Genomic DNA, 19,492 nt, shown 5'->3' with positions numbered 1-19,492 from the left:
TCCTGAAACCAATGTGGCGCAAGAGTTTTGGAGCCTCGGTCAATTCGCTCAGAGGCGGGCACTTGCATCATCGGATGCAGAGCAAGGGGCGACGTTCAGCGACCTCGGTCTGGTCCTCGCGGCCGGAGTCCCTCGGTTGTCCATGCGGCGAGGACGCCGACTGGTGGTTCCGAAACGATTGCGACGCAACCATCTTCGGATGTCCAGGCCGGTCAACGACCGGCCGCCTTCGGCCGGTTCTACCCGCCGCCGGTGTTGATGTTCGACGACAGCGTGATGAACTGGTCGTTCTTCCACACGCCCCAGCGGCCACCCCACATGTGCGTCCACACCACGGGCTCGCCGTCCCAGAACTCGGCGGTCTTCGGCGGCGCGTTGGGCGGCGGGACTTCACCGACCGACATGTCCGGCGGCGGGGGATCGGCGACGGCGACGGCTACACCCGTACCCAATGCCGCGGCGGCCAACCCGGCCGCCACCGCGACGGCGGACAACGTGTTCTTGATCGAGGGCATCGGCAGGTCTCCTGGTCGCGGCGGTCGAATGCTTAGCAGGCATAACCACGTTACGTCATCACCAAACTCTTGGTGACCCGCGCCCGGCGCGGTGACGCACATCACTTCGCGGATCGGGTATCGAAGACCCCCCTGCGGCGTTTCTAGCAGCCAGAAGCCACCTCTAGCAGATGCGATGGCGCGGCAGGACGGGACGAGCTCATGACCACACCACACTTGGCACGCACGGGGACCGCGGTTGCGCGGGCGGCGAAGAAGGTTGCCCTCGGCGCGCTCGCCGTGGGCGCGGTGACCATCGGCTCCGTCGTCGGCCCCACCGCCACCGCAAGCGCTGCGGACGGCTCCTGTGCCGCCGTCGAGGTCGTCTTCGCCCGCGGCACCTTCGAGGCACCCGGGGTCGGCGCGACAGGCCAGGCCTTCGTCGACGCGCTGACCGCGCGCTTGCCCGGCAAGGCCGTCGACGTGTACGCCGTCAACTACCCCGCATCGCTGGACTTCGGCCGGGCCGTGGACGGAATCGTGGACGCCAGCAACCAGATTCAGAGCATCGCCACCCAGTGCCCGTCCACCAAGATCGTCCTTGGCGGCTACTCCCAGGGCGCGGCGGTCGCCGGCTACACCACCTCCAGTGTCGTGCCTGCCGGGTTCACGCTGCCCGCCGGGCTGACCGGCCCGATGCCCGCGTCGGTCGCATCCCACGTGGCGGCGGTCGCCCTGTTCGGCACTCCCGACGACTGGTTCCTGGGTCTGGTGGACCACTCCGCCCCGTCGATCGCCATCGGCGACCAGTACACGGCGAAGACCATTCAGCTGTGCGCCGCCGGTGACCCGGTGTGCTTCCCCGGAGGCCTGGACCGCTCCGCCCACAGCTCGTACAAGACCAACGGGATGACCGACCAGGCTGCCGACTTCGTCGCCGCCCGCCTGGGCGCGCCGGTCCCGACGGCTCCGATCGTGCAGACGGCAGGCGAGGCGACGCCCGGAAACTGACCGTCAGACCTCGACGGTCACCGGCCCCACGTTCCAGATCTCGTCGCAGTACTGCGCGATCGCCCGGTCCGAGGAGAACTTGCCGCTGCGCGCGGTGTTGAGGATCGACATCCGCGACCAGGCGTCACGGTCTTGCCACGCCGCGGCCACCTCGTCCTGGCAGCTCACGTAGGCCGCGTAATCGGCCAGCACCAGGAACGGGTCGTCGTGGGTGAGGTTGTCCACCAGCGGACGGAACACCTCGACGTCACCGTGGGAGAACTGCCCCGAGGAGATCAACCCCAGCACGGTCCTGAGTTCTTCGTTGGCGTCGACGTAGGACTGCGGTCGGTACCCGTCGCGCTTGACCCTCTCCACCTCGTCCTCGGTCAGGCCGAACAGGAAGAAGTTCTCGGGCCCGGCCTCCTGGCGGATCTCGACGTTGGCGCCGTCGAGGGTGCCGATCGTCAGGGCGCCGTTCATCATGAACTTCATGTTGCCGGTGCCGGAGGCCTCCTTTCCGGCCGTGGAGATCTGCTCGGAGAGGTTCGCCGCCGGGTAGATGAGATGGGCGTTCTGAACGTTGAAGTTGGGGACGAACACCACCTTCATGAACTTGTTGACGTCGGGATCATTGTTGACTGTCTCGCCAACGGCGTTGATCAGCTTGATGATTCGCTTGGCCATGAAGTAACCGGGGGCCGCCTTGCCGCCGAAGACGTAGGCGCGCGGCGCGACCTCCAGCGTCGGATCCGTCTTCAACCTGTAGTACTGCCGGATGATGTGCAGTACCGACAGGTGCTGACGCTTGTATTCGTGGATGCGCTTGACCTGGATGTCGAACATCCAACTCGGGTCCAGCTGCACGCCCGTCGCGCCCTGCAGGAAGTTCGACAGCCGAGCCTTGTTGGCGCGCTTGACCTCTCGCCACTGCTGCCGGAATTCGGCGTCGTCGACGAAGGCCTCCAATCCGCGCAGTCGCTCGAGGTCGGTCAACCAGCCGTCGCCGATCGTGGAGTCGAGCAGCGCGCGTAGGCCGGGATTCGACAACGCCAGGAAGCGACGGGGTGTGACGCCGTTCGTCTTGTTGGAGAACCGTTCTGGCCACAGCTCGTAGAAGTCCTTGAGCACGCTCTGCTTCAACAGGTCCGAGTGCAGCGCCGCGACGCCGTTGACCGCATGACTGCCGACGGTGGCGAGGTAGGCCATCCGGACCGTCTGCCCACCGTCCTCACCGATCAGCGACATGCGTCGCACCCGATCGACGTCACCGGGGAACTTCGCCCGCACCTCGTCGAGGAAGCGGCTGTTGATCTCGTAGATGATCTCGAGGTGGCGCGGCAGCGATTCGCCGAACAGACCGAGCGACCACTTCTCCAGGGCCTCGGGCAGCAGCGTGTGGTTGGTGTAACCGAACGTCGCCACCGTGATGGCCCAGGCCTCGTCCCACCCGACGCGGCGCTCGTCGACCAGGATGCGCATCAGTTCGGCGACGCCGATCGAGGGGTGAGTGTCGTTGAGCTGGATGGCGAATCGCTTCGGCAGCTCGTGCAGCGACACGTCGGCGAGGTCGTCCATGATGTGCACGATGTGCTGCAGCGAGCACGACACGAAGAAGTACTGCTGCAGCAGCCGCAGGCGCTTGCCCGCCTCGGGTTCGTCGTTGGGGTAGAGCACTTTGGTGACGGTTTCGGAGGTGACCTCCGACTCGACGGCCCTGTAGTAGTCGCCGGTGTTGAACGCGTCCAGTGCGAAGGACTCGACGGCGCGTGCACTCCACAGCGTCAGCACGTTGCAGGTGTGCACGCCGTAGCCCTGAATCGGGGTGTCGTAGGCGACGCCCTTGATGACCTGCTTGGGCACCCAGCGGATGCGGTCGAAGCCCGAGTCGTCGATGTAGTGCTCGGTGTGCCCGCCCCAGTTGACGAGATAGTTGACGTCGGGTTTGGCGATCTCCCAGGGGTTTCCACCTGCGAGCCAGTTGTCGGTGAGTTCGACCTGCCACCCGTCGGAGAACTCCTGGCGAAAGATGCCGAACTCGTACCGGATGCCGTAGCCGATGGCCGGCCGCTCCAGGGTGGCCAGCGAGTCGAGGTAGCAGGCCGCCAACCGGCCGAGACCGCCGTTGCCAAGACCCGGTTCGGGCTCGCAGGCCAGCACCTCGTCGTAGTCCTGGCCCAGGGAGGCCAGCGCCGAGCGAGCCGCGTCCTCGATCTCGAGGTTGAGCAGGTTGTTGCCCAGTTGCGGGCCCATCAGGAATTCCGCAGACAGGTAGCAGGTGACCTTCGCGCCGCTGTCGAGGGACTGCTGGGTCGAGGCGACGCGATTGTCCTGCATGCGGTCGCGGACGGCCAGTGCGAGCGCCCGGTAGTAGTGGTCGGGCCGCAACGCGGCGGCCGGTCGTCCGATGCTGTACCTGAGGTGGTCGGTGATCGCCTCGCGCAGGTCGGCGGCGTCCAATCCGGACCGGAGGTGGGAGGCTTCTTCGGCTGCTGAACTCACGACGTCGGTCACCGCGCGATTGTGGCAGCTACACGTGCACGGCGCACTCGGTGTGGTCGTCGCGCAGGTGAACGCCCGATGGTCATCCCGCACCCTTGCCGTTGTCGACGCGGTAGACCGCGCCGTGTACAGCGGCAGCGTCGTCACTGGCCAGGAATGCGATGGTCTTCGCGACGTCGGCGGTCTCCATGAATCCACGCGGTGAGGCGATGCGCATGATCAGATCCCAGTCCGCATTCTCGGGCGCCTCGAATTCGGTGGCCTGTGCCGTCGGCATGCCGCCGGGGCACACCACGTTGACCCGCAGCTTGTCCTTGGTGAACTCGACGGCGAGCGCCCGGGTCAAGCCCACCAGCGCGTGCTTGGCCGCGCAGTAACCCGCCGAGTAGACCTCGCCCTCGACCCCCGCGATGGAGGACACGTTCACGATGTTGCCGCCGGCCTCCAGCAGATGAGGCAGCGCCGCGCGGCACAGATAGAACGGGCCGTTGAGGTTCACGGCCAGATCACGGTCCCAGTCGTCGTCGGACATCGTCGGCGTGTGCCGCATCTGATGAAAACCCGCGACGTTGACCAGCACGTCGAGTCTGCCGAACGCGGCCACGCACTCCGCCACCGCCTGCGTGCACGCCGCGGAGGTGGTCACGTCGACCGACGCGTAGCGTCCGCCGGGCACCTCGGCGAAGACCTCGGCCATTCGGTCGGCGTCACGGGCGATCCCGAAGACCGTGGCGCCGCGCTCGGCGAACACCCGGGCCGTTGCGGCGCCCAACCCCGTCGACGCCCCCGTGATCAGCGCGACCTTGCCCGTCAGATCCGTCATGATTGGACCCTCTCACGCCAGATGACGCATGTTGACGCGCATCGGGCAAACCGGTGACTCCGAGCACACCGCGCTGCGATACTCGGGGCATGACGATCGCCCGGGTGCTCGCCGTCGCCGCCATGCTGGTCACCTCGGCGCTCGGGTTCGCAGGTCACGCAAGTGCCGATCAGGTCATGGAGGGCGTGTACGGCTACGACCAGGGCGACGTCCACGCCGAGTGGACCATCTACCCGAGCTGCGTTCCCACCGTCGGCGACCTGCGGGACAACCTCGAGCTCCCGGTGGCCTGCCGGCTGCACGTCGCACCCAATTCGCCCAGGGTCAACGGCGGCGACGCCCGGCTCACCGGCGGGCTGTGGACCTTCTCCACCACCGTCAAGGAGGGGTTCCCGTGCCCGGACGGCAATGGTTTCGCCCCGGTCGTGGAGAGCTACCAGTTCGACGACGCGACGATGTCCGGCAAGCGCTCCACGGCCAACAGCGCGGCGTGCAACGGCACCGTCCAGCCGAAGATCGTGGTCTCGCCGTTCACCCTGGCGTTTTCCCGGCCGTTGCCCATCCCCGTCGACCGTTATCCGCTGTATTGCGAACCGGGCGGCCTCAAGCGGTGCTTCTGAGATGACCAAGCGAATCGTGCTGTGGGGCACGGGTTTCGTGGGCCGCATGGTGGTCGCCGAAATCGTGCGCCACCCCTCCTTCGAACTCGTCGGCGTCGGCGTCACCAATCCCGAGAAGGTCGGCCGCGACGTCGGCGAGATCTGCGGGCTGGGCGCCCCGATCGGGCTGACCGCCACCGACGACGTGGACGCTCTCATCGCGCTGGCCCCCGACGCCCTGGTGCACTACGGGCCGACGGCCGCGCACGCCGACGACAACATCGCGCTCATCACGCGATTCCTCCGGGCCGGGATCGACGTGTGCTCGACGTCGATGACCCCGTGGGTGTGGCCCAAGATGCACCTCAACCCGCCCAACTGGATCCAGCCGATCACCGACGCCTGTGAGGCCGGCGGATCGTCGTGCTTCACCACGGGCATCGACCCGGGCTTCGCCAACGACCTGTTCCCGATGACGTTGATGGGGTTGTGCTCGGAGGTCCGGACCGTCCGCGCGTCGGAGTTGCTCGACTACACCAACTACGAGGGTGACTACGAGTTCGAGATGGGCATCGGCATGCCGCCCGAGCACCGGCCGCTGCTCGAAACACCCGAGATCCTCGTCTTCGCCTGGGGTGCAACGGTTCCCATGATCGCCTACGCCGCGGGCATCGAACTGGACGACATCACGACGACGTGGGACAAGTGGATCACCCCCGACGAGCGCAAGACCGCCAAGGGCGTCATCGCACCCGGCAACGTGGCTGCCGTCCGCTTCACGATCAACGGCGTCTACCGGGGCGAGACGCGCATCCAGCTCGAGCACGTCAACCGCATCGGCTCCGACGCCGCACCCGACTGGCCGTCGGGCAGTGACGACGACGTCTACCGGGTCGACATCGAGGGCACGCCGAGCATCTTCCAAGAGACCGCGTTCCGGTTCACCGACGGCTCGGGACGCGACGCTGCAGCCGCCGGCTGCCTCGCCACGGGGCTGCGCGCACTCAACGCCGTCCCCGCCGTCAACGACCTCCCGCCGGGCTGGGTGACCCCTCTGGATCTACCCCTCATAGCTGGAGCTGGCACGATTAGATGACGTGGCAGACGGAATAGGGCTCTCGGTTGGTGCCAGCGCGTTGCGCGCGGTGGCGGTAGGCCGCTCGGCGGTGACGCGAACGCCGGTGCTGACGCGGTATCCGCACCGGCCTGCCGAGGTCGGCGTACCCAGCGAGAACCCCCATCTCACCGAGCCTGGGCTGATCATCACCGACTACGTCGACCGCGTCGGCGACCCGGTGCCGATCGTGGCATCCGACGGGTCCTCGCACCGCGCCGAGACACTGGTCGCCGAGTCGTTGCGGTCGTTGCTGGCCGCGTTGACAGGCGGTCGCCCGCCCGTCGAACCGGTCGGCGTCACCCACCCGGCGTACTGGAGCCCCGCCGCCGTCGAGGCGCTGCGCCGCGAACTGGACGGCATGACGCTTGGCTCGGACGCCGTCGCGGCGCTCACCGCCCTGCGCGACGACCCGGGTGTGCCGAGCCGAGGCGTCGTCGCGCTGTGCGACGTCGGCGGCACCGGCACCAGCATCACCCTGGCCGACGCCGCGAACGGGTGCGCACCGATCGGCCCGACGGTGCGCCACACCGACTTCTCCGGCGATCTGGTCGACCAGGCGCTGCTGACCCGCGTCATCGGTGACCTGACGTCCTCGGGCTCGGTCGACCTGTCCTCGACCTCGGCACTGGGCAACCTCAACAGGCTGCGCGGTCAGTGCCGGACGGCCAAGGAACGCTTGTCGACCGCCGCCGTGGCGACCGTCGCGGTGGATCTGGCCGGGCGGCAATCCGAGGTGCGGATCACCCGCGCCGAACTCGACGAGTCGATTCGCCAACCGCTGGGTGGGCTGCTCGACGCCGTGCAGGACACGTTGCAGCGTAGTGGTATTCGACCAGGAGACCTCTCCGGAGTGGCCATGGCCGGCGGTGGTGCGCTCATCCCGGTCGTCGTCACCTCCCTGTCGGAGCGGCTGCGGGTACCGGTGATCACCAGTGCGCGACCCGAGTTGGCCGCCGCGATCGGCGGCGGTCTCGGTGCCGCGCGAGGCCTCGTGCCCGACGGCGCGACGGCGATGGCGCCGGCGGCGGTCGCCCCGATCGTCGCGATGCCGCCCGCCGAGGAGGCCGCCCCGGCGTCGTCGACGTTCCGTGCGCTGGCGTGGTCGGATGCCGACGACCTTCCCGAGCCGGCGCCGGTGACCGAGGCTCGCGAGGCCGAATACGTCGACCCGCGGCCGCCGATGGCATTCGTGGCCGACGACGACGAAGACGCGCGCGCCGCCGCCGTGCCGTGGTACCGCAGGCCCACCGGAATCATCGCCGTGGCCGTCGTGGCGGCGCTCCTGGCGGTCGGTACCGCGCTGTGGTTGTTCCTCCGCGAGGACGACACGTCGACGCAGACCCCTGCGACCACGACGTCGGCCCCGCCCGCGACGTCGGAATCTCCGGGCCCCACGACGGAGGCGCCGGCGCCCGTGGAGCAGGCGCCGCAGCAGACCGTCTACGAGCAGGCCCCGCAGGCGCCCCCGGCCACGGTGACGCAGACCCAGGAGCAGCCCCCGGCGTCTCAGGCCCCGCCGCCGCCGTCGACCACCGACGCACCGCCCCCACCCACGACCACCGAGGCGCCACCGCCGACGACGGCGACCACGCAGCCTCCGCCGGCGTCGTCGAGCAGCCAGGCGCCGGTCGTCCCGACGCTGCCGTACCAGACCATCCCCGGTCTGCCCTTCGTTCCGTCACCGTTCCAACCGCAGCAGCCCTAGGCTCGGGGTCATGACCGACGGTTTGCTCTTCAACCCCCGCACCTACGATCCGTCGGAGTTCGACGCCGCGACGCGCCGTCTGCTGCGCGCCACGATCGACTTCTTCGAGGGCCAGGGCAAGAAGCGCATCCTCGACGACGACCTGCGGGCGCAGTGGCCCGCCGACTTCGTCGAGTTCGTCAAGCGGGAGAAGCTCTTTGCGACGTTCCTGACGCCCGCGGAATTCGCGGACGGTGACCCCGACAAGCGGTGGGACGGGGCGCGCAACGCCGCCCTTGCCGAGATCCTCGGCTTCTACGGACTGACGTATTGGTACACCGAACAGGTCACCATCCTCGGCCTGGGCCCGGTGTGGCAGAGCGAGAACAAGGACGCCAAGCTGCGCGCCGCCGACGATCTCGAGGCGGGCGAGGTGATGGCCTTCGGGCTCTCCGAACGCGAACACGGCGCCGACGTCTACAGCACCGACATGGTGCTGACGCCGGCCAGTGAGGAGGACCAGGCCGACGGCATTCTCTACCGGGCATCGGGGGAGAAGTACTACATCGGCAACGGCAACGTCGCGAGCCTGGTGTCGGTCTTCGGTCGCCGTGGCGACGTCAGTGGGCCGGACGGGTACGTCTTCTTCGCCGCCGACAGTCGGCACGAGGACTACCACCTGATCGACAACGTCGTGCACATGCAGATCTACGTGAGCACGTTCCGCCTGGAGAACTATCCGGTAAGGGCCGAGGACATCGTGCACACCGGGGTCGAGGCGTTCAGCGCCGCGCTCAACACCGTCAACGTCGGAAAGTTCAACCTGTGCTCGTCGTCGATCGGCATGTGCGAGCACGCCTTCTACGAGGCGATCACCCACGCCAACAACAGGATTCTCTACGGCAACCCCGTCACGGACTTCGGCCACGTGCGGGCCAACTTCGTCGACGCCTATGCCCGGATGATCGCCATGAAGGCCTTCAGCCGACGGGCGGTCGACTACTTCCGCAGTGCCAGTCTGGAGGATCGGCGCTACCTGCTGTTCAACCCGATGACCAAGGCCAAGGTCACCATGGAGGGCGAGACCGTGATTCGTGCGCTGCACGACGTGGTCGCGGCCAAGGGGTACGAGAAGAACACGATGTTCCGCGAGGTCGCCCAGCTGATCGGGTGTCTGCCGCGGTTGGAGGGCACGGTGCACGTCAACGTGGGCCTGGTGCTGAAGTTCATGCCGAACTACATGCTCAATCCCAAGGACTATCCGCAGATTCCGACCCGCAACGACGCTGCCGACGACACGTTCTTCTGGAACCAAGGACCCACCCGTGGTGCGGGGGCCATCCAGTTCGCCGACTGGACGCCCGTCTACGAGCGGCACGCGCACGTGCCCAACGTCGGGGTGTTCTACGAGCAGGCTCAGGCGTTTCGGGACATGCTGCTCACCGCCGCACCCGATGCCGACCAGGTCGGGGATCTGGACTTCATGCTCAACGTCGGGCACCTGTTCTCGCTGATCGTCTACGGTCAGCTGATCCTGGAGCAGGCGGAGCTCACCGGGCTCGACGACGACGTCGTCGACCAGATCTTCGGCTTCCAGGTCGACGACTTCAACGCCTATTCGATTGCGCTGCAAGGCAAGCCGACGTCCACTCCGGCGCAACAGGCGTGGGCGCTCGGGGCCGTCCGCAAGCCGGTGCCCGACGCGGCGCGATTCGACCGGGTGTGGCAACGGGTGGCGGCCTACGACGGCGCCTACGAGATGACGCCCTGACGGTCAGTGGTGAAGGCGCCGTTGCTTTTCGATGACGACGGCCGCCAGCGGGATGCGTACCTCGGCGGGCGCGGCCGCCAGCCGCTGGGCGACACCGGTGCACAGCTGGTCGACGAAATCCGCGCGGCGCTCGGCGGGCAGCGTGGCGGCCAGCGTCGGGAAGACCGTCCCGCGTAAGAACTCCGACCACGTCGCGCCAAACCGGTCGGCCTTTCCGTCGACGCGATATCGGGCCCAGAATCGGTCTTCGCCACCGAACACCTCGAGGTGCCGAACGGAGAGCTTCTCGAAGGTGCCCGACGGGGCGAAGGGGGCCAGGAAGTCGGGGGCGCGACGCCCGGCGATGGGGATGGACATCGCCGAGGACTCGTCGTCGGTCAGCACCCCTCGCCCGACCAGTTCGGCGAGGGTTCCGGCGATGGCGTCGAGCAGCGGACGGTAGCCGAAGTCGCCGTCGGAGTCGATCGCCATGGTCATCACCACGAGGCGCCCGCCCGGGCTCAGCTCGCGACCGCGGAACGCGACGAATTCGTGCCAGTCCCGGGCGGCTTGTCGTTCATAGGCGGCGCGGACCTCGCCGTCGCGGCTGTGCGCGACCAGCAGGTGGTCGGGAACCGGGGTGGGAGTGCGCGAGAGCCAGTGGGTCGACCACGCCGACCAGGCCAGGTTCACGCTGTTGGAGGGAATGATCTGGCCGTAGTAGGAGCGCCCGACCGCCGAGGCGAAGCACGCGCGGTCCTTCTTCAGATAGGTGTCGGGATCCTCGCCGAGGGTGCGGAACAACTCGCTGAAGTCGTTGTCGGGCACGTCGGTGTGGGTCACCAGGATCGAGTGCTCGGGCCGGGTCCGCTTGCGCAGCACGGCGATCGCCGCGCCGATCGGCACCAGCGAATTGTGCCCGGTGGCTGCGCCGTAGTCGGCGACCACGATGGGCCGGGGTGACTGTGGCAGTGGAACCTCGGCGGCGGCCTCCTCGAAAAGGGTTGTCGCCCGCCGCAATCCGGCCGCCTGCAGGCGCGAGGCGGCGGTGTAGGAGGCGCTGTGCATCGGCTCGGGGCGCACCACCGCACTCGATTCGGGCATACCGAGAACGGTAACCCCTCCATGGCCTCGACGTGCGAGACTGCCCACCATGAAGAGCTCGCCCGGGCCACGCATCCTGACCGTCGTCGCGACGGTGACGATGATCCTCGCCGGGCTCGGGTTCGTCGCCTCTCTGCCGCTCAACGCCTTCGTCTTCGACGAGTACGACGCCTACGGCGAGGTACCGATTCCCGGGACGGGTCGGGTGGAACTGCCCGCGGGTGAGGTGACGGTGAGCTTTCACACCGTGCTCGTCGGGGGGAGTGGGTCCGGGTTGCCCGTCCCGCCGCTGAAGTACCGGATGACCGGGCCGGACGGCGCCGACGTCCAGCTCGCCGAGGACTACGGCTCGACGACGACGGTCAACAACGACGCACGCGTGCGCATCGGATACCTCCACCTGGCGGAGGCGGGAACCTACGACGTCGAGTTGGACGGCAATGTCAGCGCCTACCTCGATCCGTCGTTGGCCTTCGGCCATGGCTCCGCGTTTGGCTGGCTGCCGTGGGCTCTGGCGGCGGTGTTCGGCTTCGCCGTCGTCGACCTGATCATCGCGAGGGTGTGGGCTGCCAGGACGAGGCGCGCCACCGCCGACCCCTGGCAGCCGCCGGTGGCCGACGCCACGCCGCCGACGATCCGAGCCGTGCCGACCTACCCGACGTCCGAGGACGCCATTCGCGTGCAAACCCTTGAAAGCCTTGCTCGACTGCGTGATTCGGGCGCTCTGACCCAAGACGAATACGACGCCGAGAAGAAGCGGGTGCTCGACGGCCGTTAGTGGCCGGACGCGGCGAGGATCGACCGTAGCTTCGTCAGGGCGGGCACCGCGGCCGCCACGGCCGCGCGCTCGTCGGGGTCGAGTTCGTCCATCGCCGCGTTCAGGATCGCCTCGCTCGTGGCGTCGTAACGGCGCAGCAACTCCAACGCCGTCGCGGTGGCGGTGACGTGGACGCGGCGGGCGTCGTCGACGTCGCGGGTCAACTCGATCAGGTGCGCCCGCTGCATGGTCTTCATCAAGTTGCTGACCGTCGGGCGGGCGAGGCGGAGCTGCTCGGCGATTGCCGGCGGCCCCAGTCCCGGGGTGTCGGCCACGGTGCGCAGCACCTCGATGTGGGTCTCGGGAAGGTCGGGGAGGTCTTCGGCCAGTCGGGTCGCGCGCAGCACGGCGCGGCGCAATGGGCCGAGCGTGCGGGAGAGTGCGGCGGCATTCGACAATTATGTTCCTAACAAACCTAGTTTGTTCTAAACTGAATTCGTGAGCATCGACGACACTACCGACCGTAACCAAGCCCCGGACGTGAATGGGCTGGTGGGACACCGTTTCATCTACACCTACGCCAATGGATGGCAGTACGAGATGTACGTCAAGAACGCCACCACCATCGACTACCGCATCCACACCGGGCACGTCGGCGGCCGGTGGGTGCGCGATCAGACGGTCGACCTCGTCACCCTGGCGCCCGACGTCTACAAGATCTCCTGGACCGAGCCCACCGGCACGAGTGTCGTCGTCAACGTGATGCCGGCACTACGACGGCTGCACGGCACGATCTTCTTCCCCGAGTGGATCCGCCTCGACGGCTCCAAGACGGTGCTGTTCCAGAACGACCACCTCGACGAGATGCGGGCCTACCGCGACGCCGGGCCGACCTACCCGATCTACGTCGTCCCGGAGTTCGCCGACATCACCCTGTTCGAGTACGTCGGCGTAGACGACCAGACCATCGTCGCCGCGGCGCCCGCCGACCTGCCGCCGGGTTTCGCCGACCGCAGGAACTGAGCGCCGGTTAGCTCCCGTTCTTGACCCACTCGTCGTAGTGGACGAGCTCGTCGCCGACGACCGTCGTGTCGCCGTGACCGGTGTACACGACGGTGTCGGACGGCAGCGTGCCGAGCCGCCCGGAGATCGACGCCAGGATGGTCGGGAAGTCGGAGTACGAGCGACCGGTCGCCCCGGGTCCGCCGTTGAAGAGGGTGTCGCCGCTGAAGACCGCGCCCAGGTCGGGGGCATACCAGCAGACCGAGCCCGGTGAGTGGCCCGGGGTGTGCAGCGCCCGCAGCTCGACCGAGCCCGCGCGCAACCGCGTCCCGTCCTCGACGCCGCGAAAGTCCTCGTCCGGGTGCGTCATTCGCCAGAGCACGTCGTCGGCCGGGTGCAGCAGCACGGGCGCGTCAAGGGTCTTGCCAAGCTCGGGGGCGACCGTCACGTGGTCGTTGTGGCCGTGGGTGCACACCACGGCCACCACGTTGCGCCCGGCGACGGCGTCGACGATGGGGCCGGCCTGGTGCGCGGCGTCGAACACCACCACGTCGGACTCGTCGCCGACGATCCAGATGTTGTTGTCGACGTCCCAGCTGCCGCCGTCGAGTTCGAACGTGCCGCTGGTGACCAAGCGCTGAATGTTGTTGGCGGCACTCACAGAATCACCACCGAACGCAGCACCTCGCCGGCGTGCATCTTGTGGAACGCATCCTCGATACCGTCGAGTCCGATGCGTTCGGAGACGAACTTCTCCAGTGGCAGCCGGCCCTGGCGGTAGAGGCTGATGAGGGTGGGGAAGTCCCGCTCGGGCAGGCAGTCGCCGTACCAGGAAGACTTCAACGATCCACCGCGGGAGAAGAAGTCGACCAGCGGCATCTCCAGCGTCATGTCCGGGGTGGGCACGCCGACCAGCACGACGGTGCCGGCCAGATCGCGGGCGTAGAACGCCTGCTTCCACGTCTCGGGGCGGCCAACCGCGTCGATCACCACGTCGGCGCCGTTGCCGCCGGTCAAATCCTGGATGGTCTCCACCACGTCGAATTCGCGGGCGTTGATCGTGTGGGTCGCGCCGAAGTCGCGGGCCCAATTCAGCTTCTTGTCGTCGGTGTCGACGGCGATGACCATCTTGGCGCCGACCAGGGCGGCTCCCGCGATCGCGGCATCACCCACGCCGCCGCACCCGATGACCGCGACGGTGTCGTCGCGGGTGACGTTGCCGGTGTTGATCGCCGCACCGATGCCGGCCATCACGCCGCACCCGATCAGACCGGCCACGGCGGGATCGGCCTCCGGGTCGACCTTGGTGCACTGGCCCTCGTGGACGAGGGTCTTCTCGACGAACGCACCGATGCCCAGCGCCGGAGTGAGCTCGGTGCCGTCGGCCAAGGTCATCTTCTGCGCGGCGTTGTGGGTGTCGAAGCAGTACTGCGGGCGGCCGCGCTTGCAGGCCCGGCACCGCCCGCACACCGCCCGCCAGTTGAGGACGACGAAGTCGCCGACCTCGACGTTGGTGACGCCCTCGCCGACCGACTCCACGGTGCCCGCGGCCTCGTGGCCGAGCAGGAACGGGTACTCGTCGTTGATGCCGCCCTCGCGGTAGGTCAGGTCGGTGTGGCACACCCCGCAGGCGATGACGTCGACCACGACCTCGCCTGGCCCGGGGTCCGGGATCACGATGTCGACCAGTTCGACTGGTTGCTTCTTGGACCGAGAGATGACACCGCGCACCGTCTGACTCATGGGTACAACCTAGCGGCCGCGGTGCGACACTCGACGGGTGATTCCCGCTCTCTTCCTGTCCCACGGCGCCCCACCTCTCGTGGACGACGAGAGGTGGGTGTCGCAGTTGGTCGACTGGTCGGCGGAGCTGCCGCGACCCGAGGCCATCCTGGTGGTGTCCGCTCACTGGGAGGCCGCGCCGCTCACCATCGGGTCGACCACCACCGAAACCCCACTGACGTACGACTTCTGGGGTTTCCCGCAGCGCTTCTACGAGGTGACCTACGACGCCCCCGGCGCTCCCGAGCTGGCGCGACGGGTGGAGGCGCTGATGCCCGACGGGGAGACCGTCGCCCATGACCCGAACCGGCGACTCGACCACGGCGCCTACGTTCCCCTGACGGTGATGTACCCCGAGGCCGACATCCCGGTCCTGCAGATGTCGATGCCCACCCTCGATCCGCAGCGGCTGCTCGACCTGGGTGCGCGGCTGCGGCCGCTGCGCGAGGAGGGCGTGCTGATCGTCGGATCCGGCTTCACCACCCATGGCCTGCCGTACCTCACCGACCGGTCCCCGAACGCCGTTGCGCCGGGCTGGTCCCGGGAGTTCGACGACTGGGCGGCCGGACGGTTCGCCGCCGGCGACCTCGACGCGCTGCTGGACTTTCAGGCCAAGGCGCCGGGTATGCCGTACGCCCATCCGACGATCGAGCACTTCGCGCCGCTGTTCGTCGCGCTGGGGGCGTCGGCGGATCCGGAACAGATCCCGGCGCAGGTGGTCGACGGCTTCTGGATGGGTTTGGCGAAGCGCTCGCTGCAGCTGGTCTGACCCGTACGTCGCCCGTCCCGCACTAGGCTCTCGTCTCGTGTCAGCACTCGACGTCCTCGCCGATTGGCCGGTCACCAACGCCGCGGCGGCGGTGGTGGGCCCAGGTGGTGTGCTCACCCAGCACGGCGAGGTGGACCGGACCTTCGCCCTGGCGTCGGTCACCAAGTCAATCGTCGCCCGTGCGGCGCAGATCGCGGTGGAGGAGGGCGTCGTCGACCTCGACACCCCGGCCGGGCCGCCCGGCTCGACCGTGCGTCACCTGCTCGCGCACACCTCGGGGCTGTCGATGCGATCTGCGGACGTGATCGCCGAACCCGGCGCGCGACGGATCTACTCCAACGAGGGCTTCGGGGTGCTCGCGGCCGTACTGGAGCAGGAGTCCGACATCCCGTTCGAGCAATACGTGGCCGAGGCCGTCTTCGAACCGCTCGGCATGGGTTCGTCGGCGCTGGTTGGCGGTGCGGCCGCCGCTGGGTTCGGCGTCGAGTCGACGGTCGCCGACCTCTCGCTATTCGCCGTCGAACTGCTGCGTCCGACGCTGGTCTCCGGGCAGATGCACGCCGACGCCGTTGCGGTGCAGTTTCCCGGTCTGTCGGGCGTCCTGCCCGGCTACGGTGTGCAGCGTCCGAACGACTGGGGGCTGGGCTTCGAGCTGCGCGACGGCAAGTCACCGCACTGGACGGGCTCGCTGAATAGCTCGGCGACGTTCGGTCACTTCGGCCAGTCGGGCACGTTCATCTGGGCCGATCCGTCAGCTGACCTGGCCCTCGTGGTGCTCACCGACCGCGACTTCGGTGACTGGGCGCACCCGCTGTGGCCGGCCATCTCTGATGGAGTACTGAGAGAATCCGGGCCACACTAGCGCAACACCCGCCCCACAGGGCACAATAGACACGCACGAATCAATTGCATCTTCACGGAGCTCAGCAGGTCGTCGGGGAAGACGTCCCTATTGAGCCGAAGGAGCAGATGATGCGTGCGTCGAACCAGTTCGCCGACACGGCCACCGGTGTGGTGTACGTCCACGCCTCGCCCGCGGCGGTATGTCCACACGTGGAGTGGGCGCTTTCGTCGACCCTGTCGGCGAGGGCGAACCTCAAGTGGACGCCGCAGCCGGCGATGCCTGGGCAGCTCCGTGCCGTCACCAACTGGGTAGGTCCCGTTGGTACGGGGGCTGCCCTGGCCAATGCGCTGCGGTCGTGGTCGGTGCTTCGTTTCGAGGTCACCGAGGACCCCAGCGAGGGCGTCGACGGGCACCGCTGGTGCCACACCCCGCAGCTGGGGCTGTGGAGCGGTGTGATGAGTGCCAACGGTGACGTGATGGTCGGCGAGATGCGGCTGCGCGGGCTGATGGCCTCGGGTGCCGACGCCATGGCCGCCGAGATGGACACCGTGCTCGGCACTGCGTGGGACGAGGCGCTCGAGGAGTTCCGCGGCGGTGGCGACACCGGCGAGGTCACCTGGCTCAACCGCGGCGTCGGCTAGAGGGTCTCGGCGAGGAGCCTCCTGCCGCGAGACATAACTGGCGGCGGCGACCTTCGGCGTGTCGCCGCCACTGCTGATGTCTCGCGGGCGCGTCAGCGTGCGGGACGCAGGATTCGCAGCGCGCCGGGTACCGCCGACACCTCGACCGGCAACGGGCACACGTACTCGCCGTCGGCGTAGGCGTTGATGCCCGCGCACTCGACCGTGATGACCGAGGCCCTGGCCGTGCGCACCTGGTCGAGCTCGACGTGGGTGCCCTTGAAGACGGTGGGAAACAGCCGGACCAGCTTGGCCCGCGACGCCGACTGCACCATCGTCACGTCGAGCTTGCCGTCGGCGTGGTCGGCGTCCGGGCAGATCAGCATGCCGCCGCCGTAACTGCGCGTGTTGCCGAACGCCGCGAGCGTCAGATCGGTCACCAGCTCCTCGCCGTCGAAGGTCAGCCGGAACGGCAGCAGGCGCAGCTTCGAGATCTCGGCCAGCATTGCCACGTTGTAGCGCATCCGGCCGTGCGGCCACGTCATCCGGTTGGTCCGGTCGGTCACCAGCGAGTCGAACCCGGCGGCCATCACCGTGCCGAACCAGCGCTGCGTACCGTCGGCGCCGACGATGCGGCCTAGGTCGACGGTCTCGACGACCCCGTCGACCACGACGTCGGCCGCGGCCTCCGGGCTCCTGGTCGGAATGCCGAACTCGCGGGCGTGGTCGTTGCCGGTGCCCGCAGGGATGATGCCCAGCGGAATGTCGTTGCCCGCCAACACCTGCAGCGCCAGCGAGACGATGCCGTCACCGCCGACCACGACCAGCGCGTCCATGCCCCGGTCCAGCGCGCCTTCGACCAGCCGCCGCGCGTGGTCGACGTCGGTGCCCGCGATGGCGACGACGTCCAGGCCGCGGTGGTGCAGCTGGGCGATTGCCCGCTCCGCGGCATGGGTGGCGCCACCGTGACCCGACGCCGGATTGGTCAAGACGGTGATGCGGCCGAGCCTCGACGAATCGGGGCTCACGGAATCAGCTTGCCCGGGTTGAGGATTCCGGCCGGGTCGAGCACCGCCTTGACCGCGCGCAGAACCTCGACGCCGAGATCGCCGATCTCCTCGCGCATCCACGGCCGGTGGTCGGCGCCCACGGCGTGGTGATGGGTGATCGTCGCCCCGGCCCGGACCATGGCGTCCGACGCGGCGACCTTGGCCGCGCGCCACTGTTCGACCGGGTTGCCACGCTGCCCGGCCACGACGGTGAAGTACAGCGAGGCGCCGGTCGGATACACGTGGGAAATGTGGCACATGACCAGGGCTGCGGTGCCCGATTCGGCGAGAGACGTCGTCAGGGCTTCGGTCACGGCGGTCTTGACCGAGAACAGGTTGGACCAGTTCGTGGCCGTCTCCAACGTCTCGCACAGCGCGCCGGCCGCCAACAACGAATCGCGAAGATACGGTGCACCGAAGCGCCCGTGCTCCCAGGCCGTGGCTGGGCCGTCGCCGAGGCTGGTGCCCCCGTGCGCGATCAGCAGTTCCCGCGTCTCGTCGTGCCGACTCTCGGCGTGCGCGGCGGTGCCCTCGAACGCGGTGATCGCGAGGCAACCGCCCGTGATGCTGCCGTCGCCGATGCTCTCGGTGGTGGCCAGGTTGACGCCGGTCTCGGCCTCGTCGGACAACCGGATCACGGTCGGGCCGGTGCCGTTCTGTACGACCGCCCGCAATGCCGCTGCACCCGTGCTGAAGTCGGGAAAGGACCACGCTTCGTACCTCGTCGTCTCGGGGACGGGATGCACGCGCACCCGAACCCGGGTGATGACGCCGAACACTCCCTCGGAGCCGACCATCAACTGCCGAAGGTCGGGTCCGGCGGCGGAGGCAGGTGCGCGGCCGAGGTCGAGCACACCGGCGGGGGTCACCACGCGCAGGCCGCGCACCATGTCGTCGAATCGGCCGTACCCGGCGGAGTCCTGACCCGAGGAGCGCGTGGCGGCGAATCCGCCGATGGTGGCGAACTGAAAGCTCTGCGGGTAGTGACCGAGCGAGAACCCTTGGGCGCCAAGCAGTCTCTCGGCGTCGGGCCCGGTGACCCCGGCACCGAGTTCGGCTTCGCCGGACACCTCGTCGAGGCCGTGCAGAGCGTTCAGGCGGCGCAGGTCGAGTGAGACGACGGCCTTGAAGTCGCCCCGGGCGGGGTCGAGCCCACCGACCACGCTGGTGCCGCCGCCGAAGGGGACGACGGCGATGCTGCTGGAGGAGCAGAGGGTGAGGACGGCGGCGATCTCGTCCTCGTCGGCGGGTATCAGCACCGCGTCCGGGGCGTCCTGAACGCCGTTGCCGTTGCGCCGCAACAGGTCCAGCGTTGACTTGCCGCCGGCACGCAACAGTCGGGCGTAGTCGTCGACGACGACGTGCTCCGCTCCGACGATCGCCGCCATGGCCCTGCGGTCGGCATCGGAGAGAGCCGACGGACGCACGGGCACCCGGTCGGGATGGGGCTCGACAGCCGACTCGGCCGTGATCCCAAGGGCCTGGACGAGGAGGGTCCGGATGCCGTCGGAGAGTGGCTTGGCCGCCGCCGGGTCCCCCCAGGCGTTCCACTTCATCGGGGGCGTGGACTGGTCGTGCGCTCGAGTCATGCGTTACAGTATTACAG

Annotated in this window: 19 protein-coding genes; 10 read left to right on the top strand and 9 right to left on the bottom strand. The window is 68.5% G+C overall.

What is annotated here, in order from left to right:
- Positions 1-239: 239 nt before the first annotated feature.
- Positions 240-515, bottom strand: a complete 276-nt coding sequence (locus tag H7K45_RS25270) for a hypothetical protein (protein ID WP_263998815.1) — start codon at positions 513-515, stop codon at positions 240-242.
- Between the two features lie 201 nt (positions 516-716).
- On the opposite strand from H7K45_RS25270, the gene H7K45_RS25265 reads away from it, so the two are divergent.
- Positions 717-1,505 carry a cutinase family protein gene (locus H7K45_RS25265; protein WP_263998814.1) on the top strand — a complete coding sequence of 263 codons (789 nt, stop codon included), beginning with the start codon at positions 717-719 and terminating at the stop codon, positions 1,503-1,505.
- Between the two features lie 3 nt (positions 1,506-1,508).
- Here the strand turns inward: H7K45_RS25265 and H7K45_RS25260 are convergent, their stop codons facing one another.
- Together H7K45_RS25260 and H7K45_RS25255 are read right to left on the bottom strand one after the other, a co-directional pair.
- Positions 1,509-3,998, bottom strand: coding sequence for a glycogen/starch/alpha-glucan phosphorylase (locus H7K45_RS25260; RefSeq protein ID WP_263998811.1), 2,490 nt, complete (start codon positions 3,996-3,998; stop codon positions 1,509-1,511).
- A 70-nt stretch (positions 3,999-4,068) separates the two neighbouring features.
- On the bottom strand, positions 4,069-4,809 hold the full coding sequence (locus H7K45_RS25255) for an SDR family NAD(P)-dependent oxidoreductase (RefSeq protein WP_263998810.1): 741 nt from the start codon (positions 4,807-4,809) through the stop codon (positions 4,069-4,071).
- Between the two features lie 89 nt (positions 4,810-4,898).
- Between H7K45_RS25255 and H7K45_RS25250 the strand changes: the two genes are divergently transcribed.
- From H7K45_RS25250 to H7K45_RS25235, 4 genes are read left to right on the top strand one after another with little or no spacing between them, the layout of a single operon-like run.
- Positions 4,899-5,429, top strand: a complete 531-nt coding sequence (locus H7K45_RS25250) for a hypothetical protein (RefSeq protein WP_263998809.1) — start codon at positions 4,899-4,901, stop codon at positions 5,427-5,429.
- A gap of 1 nt (position 5,430) precedes the next feature.
- On the top strand, positions 5,431-6,504 hold the full coding sequence (locus H7K45_RS25245) for an NAD(P)H-dependent amine dehydrogenase family protein (RefSeq protein WP_263998808.1): 1,074 nt from the start codon (positions 5,431-5,433) through the stop codon (positions 6,502-6,504).
- A gap of 1 nt (position 6,505) precedes the next feature.
- Positions 6,506-8,230 carry an Hsp70 family protein gene (locus H7K45_RS25240; RefSeq protein ID WP_263998807.1) on the top strand — a complete coding sequence of 575 codons (1,725 nt, stop codon included), beginning with the start codon at positions 6,506-6,508 and terminating at the stop codon, positions 8,228-8,230.
- 10 nt (positions 8,231-8,240) lie between these two features.
- Positions 8,241-9,980, top strand: a complete 1,740-nt coding sequence (locus tag H7K45_RS25235) for an acyl-CoA dehydrogenase family protein (protein WP_263998806.1) — start codon at positions 8,241-8,243, stop codon at positions 9,978-9,980.
- 3 nt (positions 9,981-9,983) lie between these two features.
- Here the strand turns inward: H7K45_RS25235 and H7K45_RS25230 are convergent, their stop codons facing one another.
- A complete protein-coding gene (locus tag H7K45_RS25230) occupies positions 9,984-11,063 on the bottom strand; it encodes a class I SAM-dependent methyltransferase (RefSeq protein ID WP_263998805.1) in 1,080 nt (359 codons plus the stop codon).
- A gap of 49 nt (positions 11,064-11,112) precedes the next feature.
- Here H7K45_RS25230 and H7K45_RS25225 point away from each other — a divergent pair, with 49 nt between their 5' ends.
- On the top strand, positions 11,113-11,841 hold the full coding sequence (locus H7K45_RS25225) for an SHOCT domain-containing protein (protein ID WP_263998804.1): 729 nt from the start codon (positions 11,113-11,115) through the stop codon (positions 11,839-11,841).
- On the opposite strand, the gene H7K45_RS25220 is transcribed toward H7K45_RS25225, so the two are convergent.
- Positions 11,838-12,278, bottom strand: coding sequence for a MarR family winged helix-turn-helix transcriptional regulator (locus H7K45_RS25220; protein ID WP_263998803.1), 441 nt, complete (start codon positions 12,276-12,278; stop codon positions 11,838-11,840). The genes H7K45_RS25225 and H7K45_RS25220 overlap by 4 nt on opposite strands.
- Positions 12,279-12,324: 46 nt before the next feature.
- Between H7K45_RS25220 and H7K45_RS25215 the strand changes: the two genes are divergently transcribed.
- Positions 12,325-12,843 (top strand): phenolic acid decarboxylase, encoded by a 519-nt coding sequence (locus H7K45_RS25215; protein WP_308206440.1) that lies wholly within the window; start codon positions 12,325-12,327, stop codon positions 12,841-12,843.
- A 7-nt stretch (positions 12,844-12,850) separates the two neighbouring features.
- On the opposite strand, the gene H7K45_RS25210 is transcribed toward H7K45_RS25215, so the two are convergent.
- Positions 12,851-13,465, bottom strand: coding sequence for an MBL fold metallo-hydrolase (locus H7K45_RS25210; protein ID WP_372512665.1), 615 nt, complete (start codon positions 13,463-13,465; stop codon positions 12,851-12,853).
- A 14-nt stretch (positions 13,466-13,479) separates the two neighbouring features.
- Positions 13,480-14,565 carry an S-(hydroxymethyl)mycothiol dehydrogenase gene (locus H7K45_RS25205; protein ID WP_263998799.1) on the bottom strand — a complete coding sequence of 362 codons (1,086 nt, stop codon included), beginning with the start codon at positions 14,563-14,565 and terminating at the stop codon, positions 13,480-13,482.
- Between the two features lie 40 nt (positions 14,566-14,605).
- Between H7K45_RS25205 and H7K45_RS25200 the strand changes: the two genes are divergently transcribed.
- The 3 genes from H7K45_RS25200 (at position 14,606) to H7K45_RS25190 (ending at position 16,858) form a co-directional block, all read left to right on the top strand.
- Entirely contained in the window at positions 14,606-15,373 is a 768-nt protein-coding gene (locus H7K45_RS25200) for a dioxygenase family protein (protein ID WP_263999314.1), read from the top strand.
- A gap of 37 nt (positions 15,374-15,410) precedes the next feature.
- Positions 15,411-16,235: a serine hydrolase domain-containing protein gene (locus tag H7K45_RS25195; protein ID WP_263998798.1), complete on the top strand. Its 825-nt coding sequence runs from the start codon at positions 15,411-15,413 to the stop codon at positions 16,233-16,235.
- A gap of 110 nt (positions 16,236-16,345) precedes the next feature.
- On the top strand, positions 16,346-16,858 hold the full coding sequence (locus tag H7K45_RS25190) for a DUF3145 domain-containing protein (RefSeq protein ID WP_263998797.1): 513 nt from the start codon (positions 16,346-16,348) through the stop codon (positions 16,856-16,858).
- Positions 16,859-16,950: 92 nt separating this feature from the next.
- On the opposite strand, the gene H7K45_RS25185 is transcribed toward H7K45_RS25190, so the two are convergent.
- Together H7K45_RS25185 and H7K45_RS25180 are read right to left on the bottom strand one after the other, a co-directional pair.
- A complete protein-coding gene (locus H7K45_RS25185) occupies positions 16,951-17,865 on the bottom strand; it encodes a diacylglycerol kinase (protein ID WP_372512636.1) in 915 nt (304 codons plus the stop codon).
- A complete protein-coding gene (locus tag H7K45_RS25180; RefSeq protein ID WP_263998796.1) occupies positions 17,862-19,442 on the bottom strand; it encodes an FAD-binding oxidoreductase in 1,581 nt (526 codons plus the stop codon). Before H7K45_RS25180 ends, H7K45_RS25185 begins: the two co-directional genes overlap by 4 nt.
- Positions 19,443-19,492 lie beyond the last annotated feature (50 nt).

Origin of the sequence: Mycobacterium yunnanensis (assembly GCF_025823185.1) — a bacterium.
GTDB classification, from domain to species: domain Bacteria; phylum Actinomycetota; class Actinomycetes; order Mycobacteriales; family Mycobacteriaceae; genus Mycobacterium; species Mycobacterium yunnanensis.
The sequence above is the reverse complement of the archived record's forward strand: the minus strand, read 5'-3'. Positions and strand labels throughout refer to the sequence as shown.

Excerpts from the sequence above, each read along its gene's own strand:
- H7K45_RS25270 (WP_263998815.1), bottom strand. The coding sequence starts at position 515 with ATGCCCTCGATCAAGAACACGTTGTCCGCCGTCGCGGTGGCGGCCGGG.
- H7K45_RS25225 (WP_263998804.1), top strand. The coding sequence starts at position 11,113 with ATGAAGAGCTCGCCCGGGCCACGCATCCTGACCGTCGTCGCGACGGTG.
- H7K45_RS25265 (WP_263998814.1), top strand. The coding sequence starts at position 717 with ATGACCACACCACACTTGGCACGCACGGGGACCGCGGTTGCGCGGGCG.
- H7K45_RS25245 (WP_263998808.1), top strand. The coding sequence starts at position 5,431 with ATGACCAAGCGAATCGTGCTGTGGGGCACGGGTTTCGTGGGCCGCATG.
- H7K45_RS25230 (WP_263998805.1), bottom strand. The coding sequence starts at position 11,063 with ATGCCCGAATCGAGTGCGGTGGTGCGCCCCGAGCCGATGCACAGCGCC.
- H7K45_RS25250 (WP_263998809.1), top strand. The coding sequence starts at position 4,899 with ATGACGATCGCCCGGGTGCTCGCCGTCGCCGCCATGCTGGTCACCTCG.
- H7K45_RS25255 (WP_263998810.1), bottom strand. The coding sequence starts at position 4,809 with ATGACGGATCTGACGGGCAAGGTCGCGCTGATCACGGGGGCGTCGACG.
- H7K45_RS25235 (WP_263998806.1), top strand. The coding sequence starts at position 8,241 with ATGACCGACGGTTTGCTCTTCAACCCCCGCACCTACGATCCGTCGGAG.
- H7K45_RS25190 (WP_263998797.1), top strand. The coding sequence starts at position 16,346 with ATGCGTGCGTCGAACCAGTTCGCCGACACGGCCACCGGTGTGGTGTAC.
- H7K45_RS25180 (WP_263998796.1), bottom strand. The coding sequence starts at position 19,442 with ATGAAGTGGAACGCCTGGGGGGACCCGGCGGCGGCCAAGCCACTCTCC.
- H7K45_RS25205 (WP_263998799.1), bottom strand. The coding sequence starts at position 14,565 with ATGAGTCAGACGGTGCGCGGTGTCATCTCTCGGTCCAAGAAGCAACCA.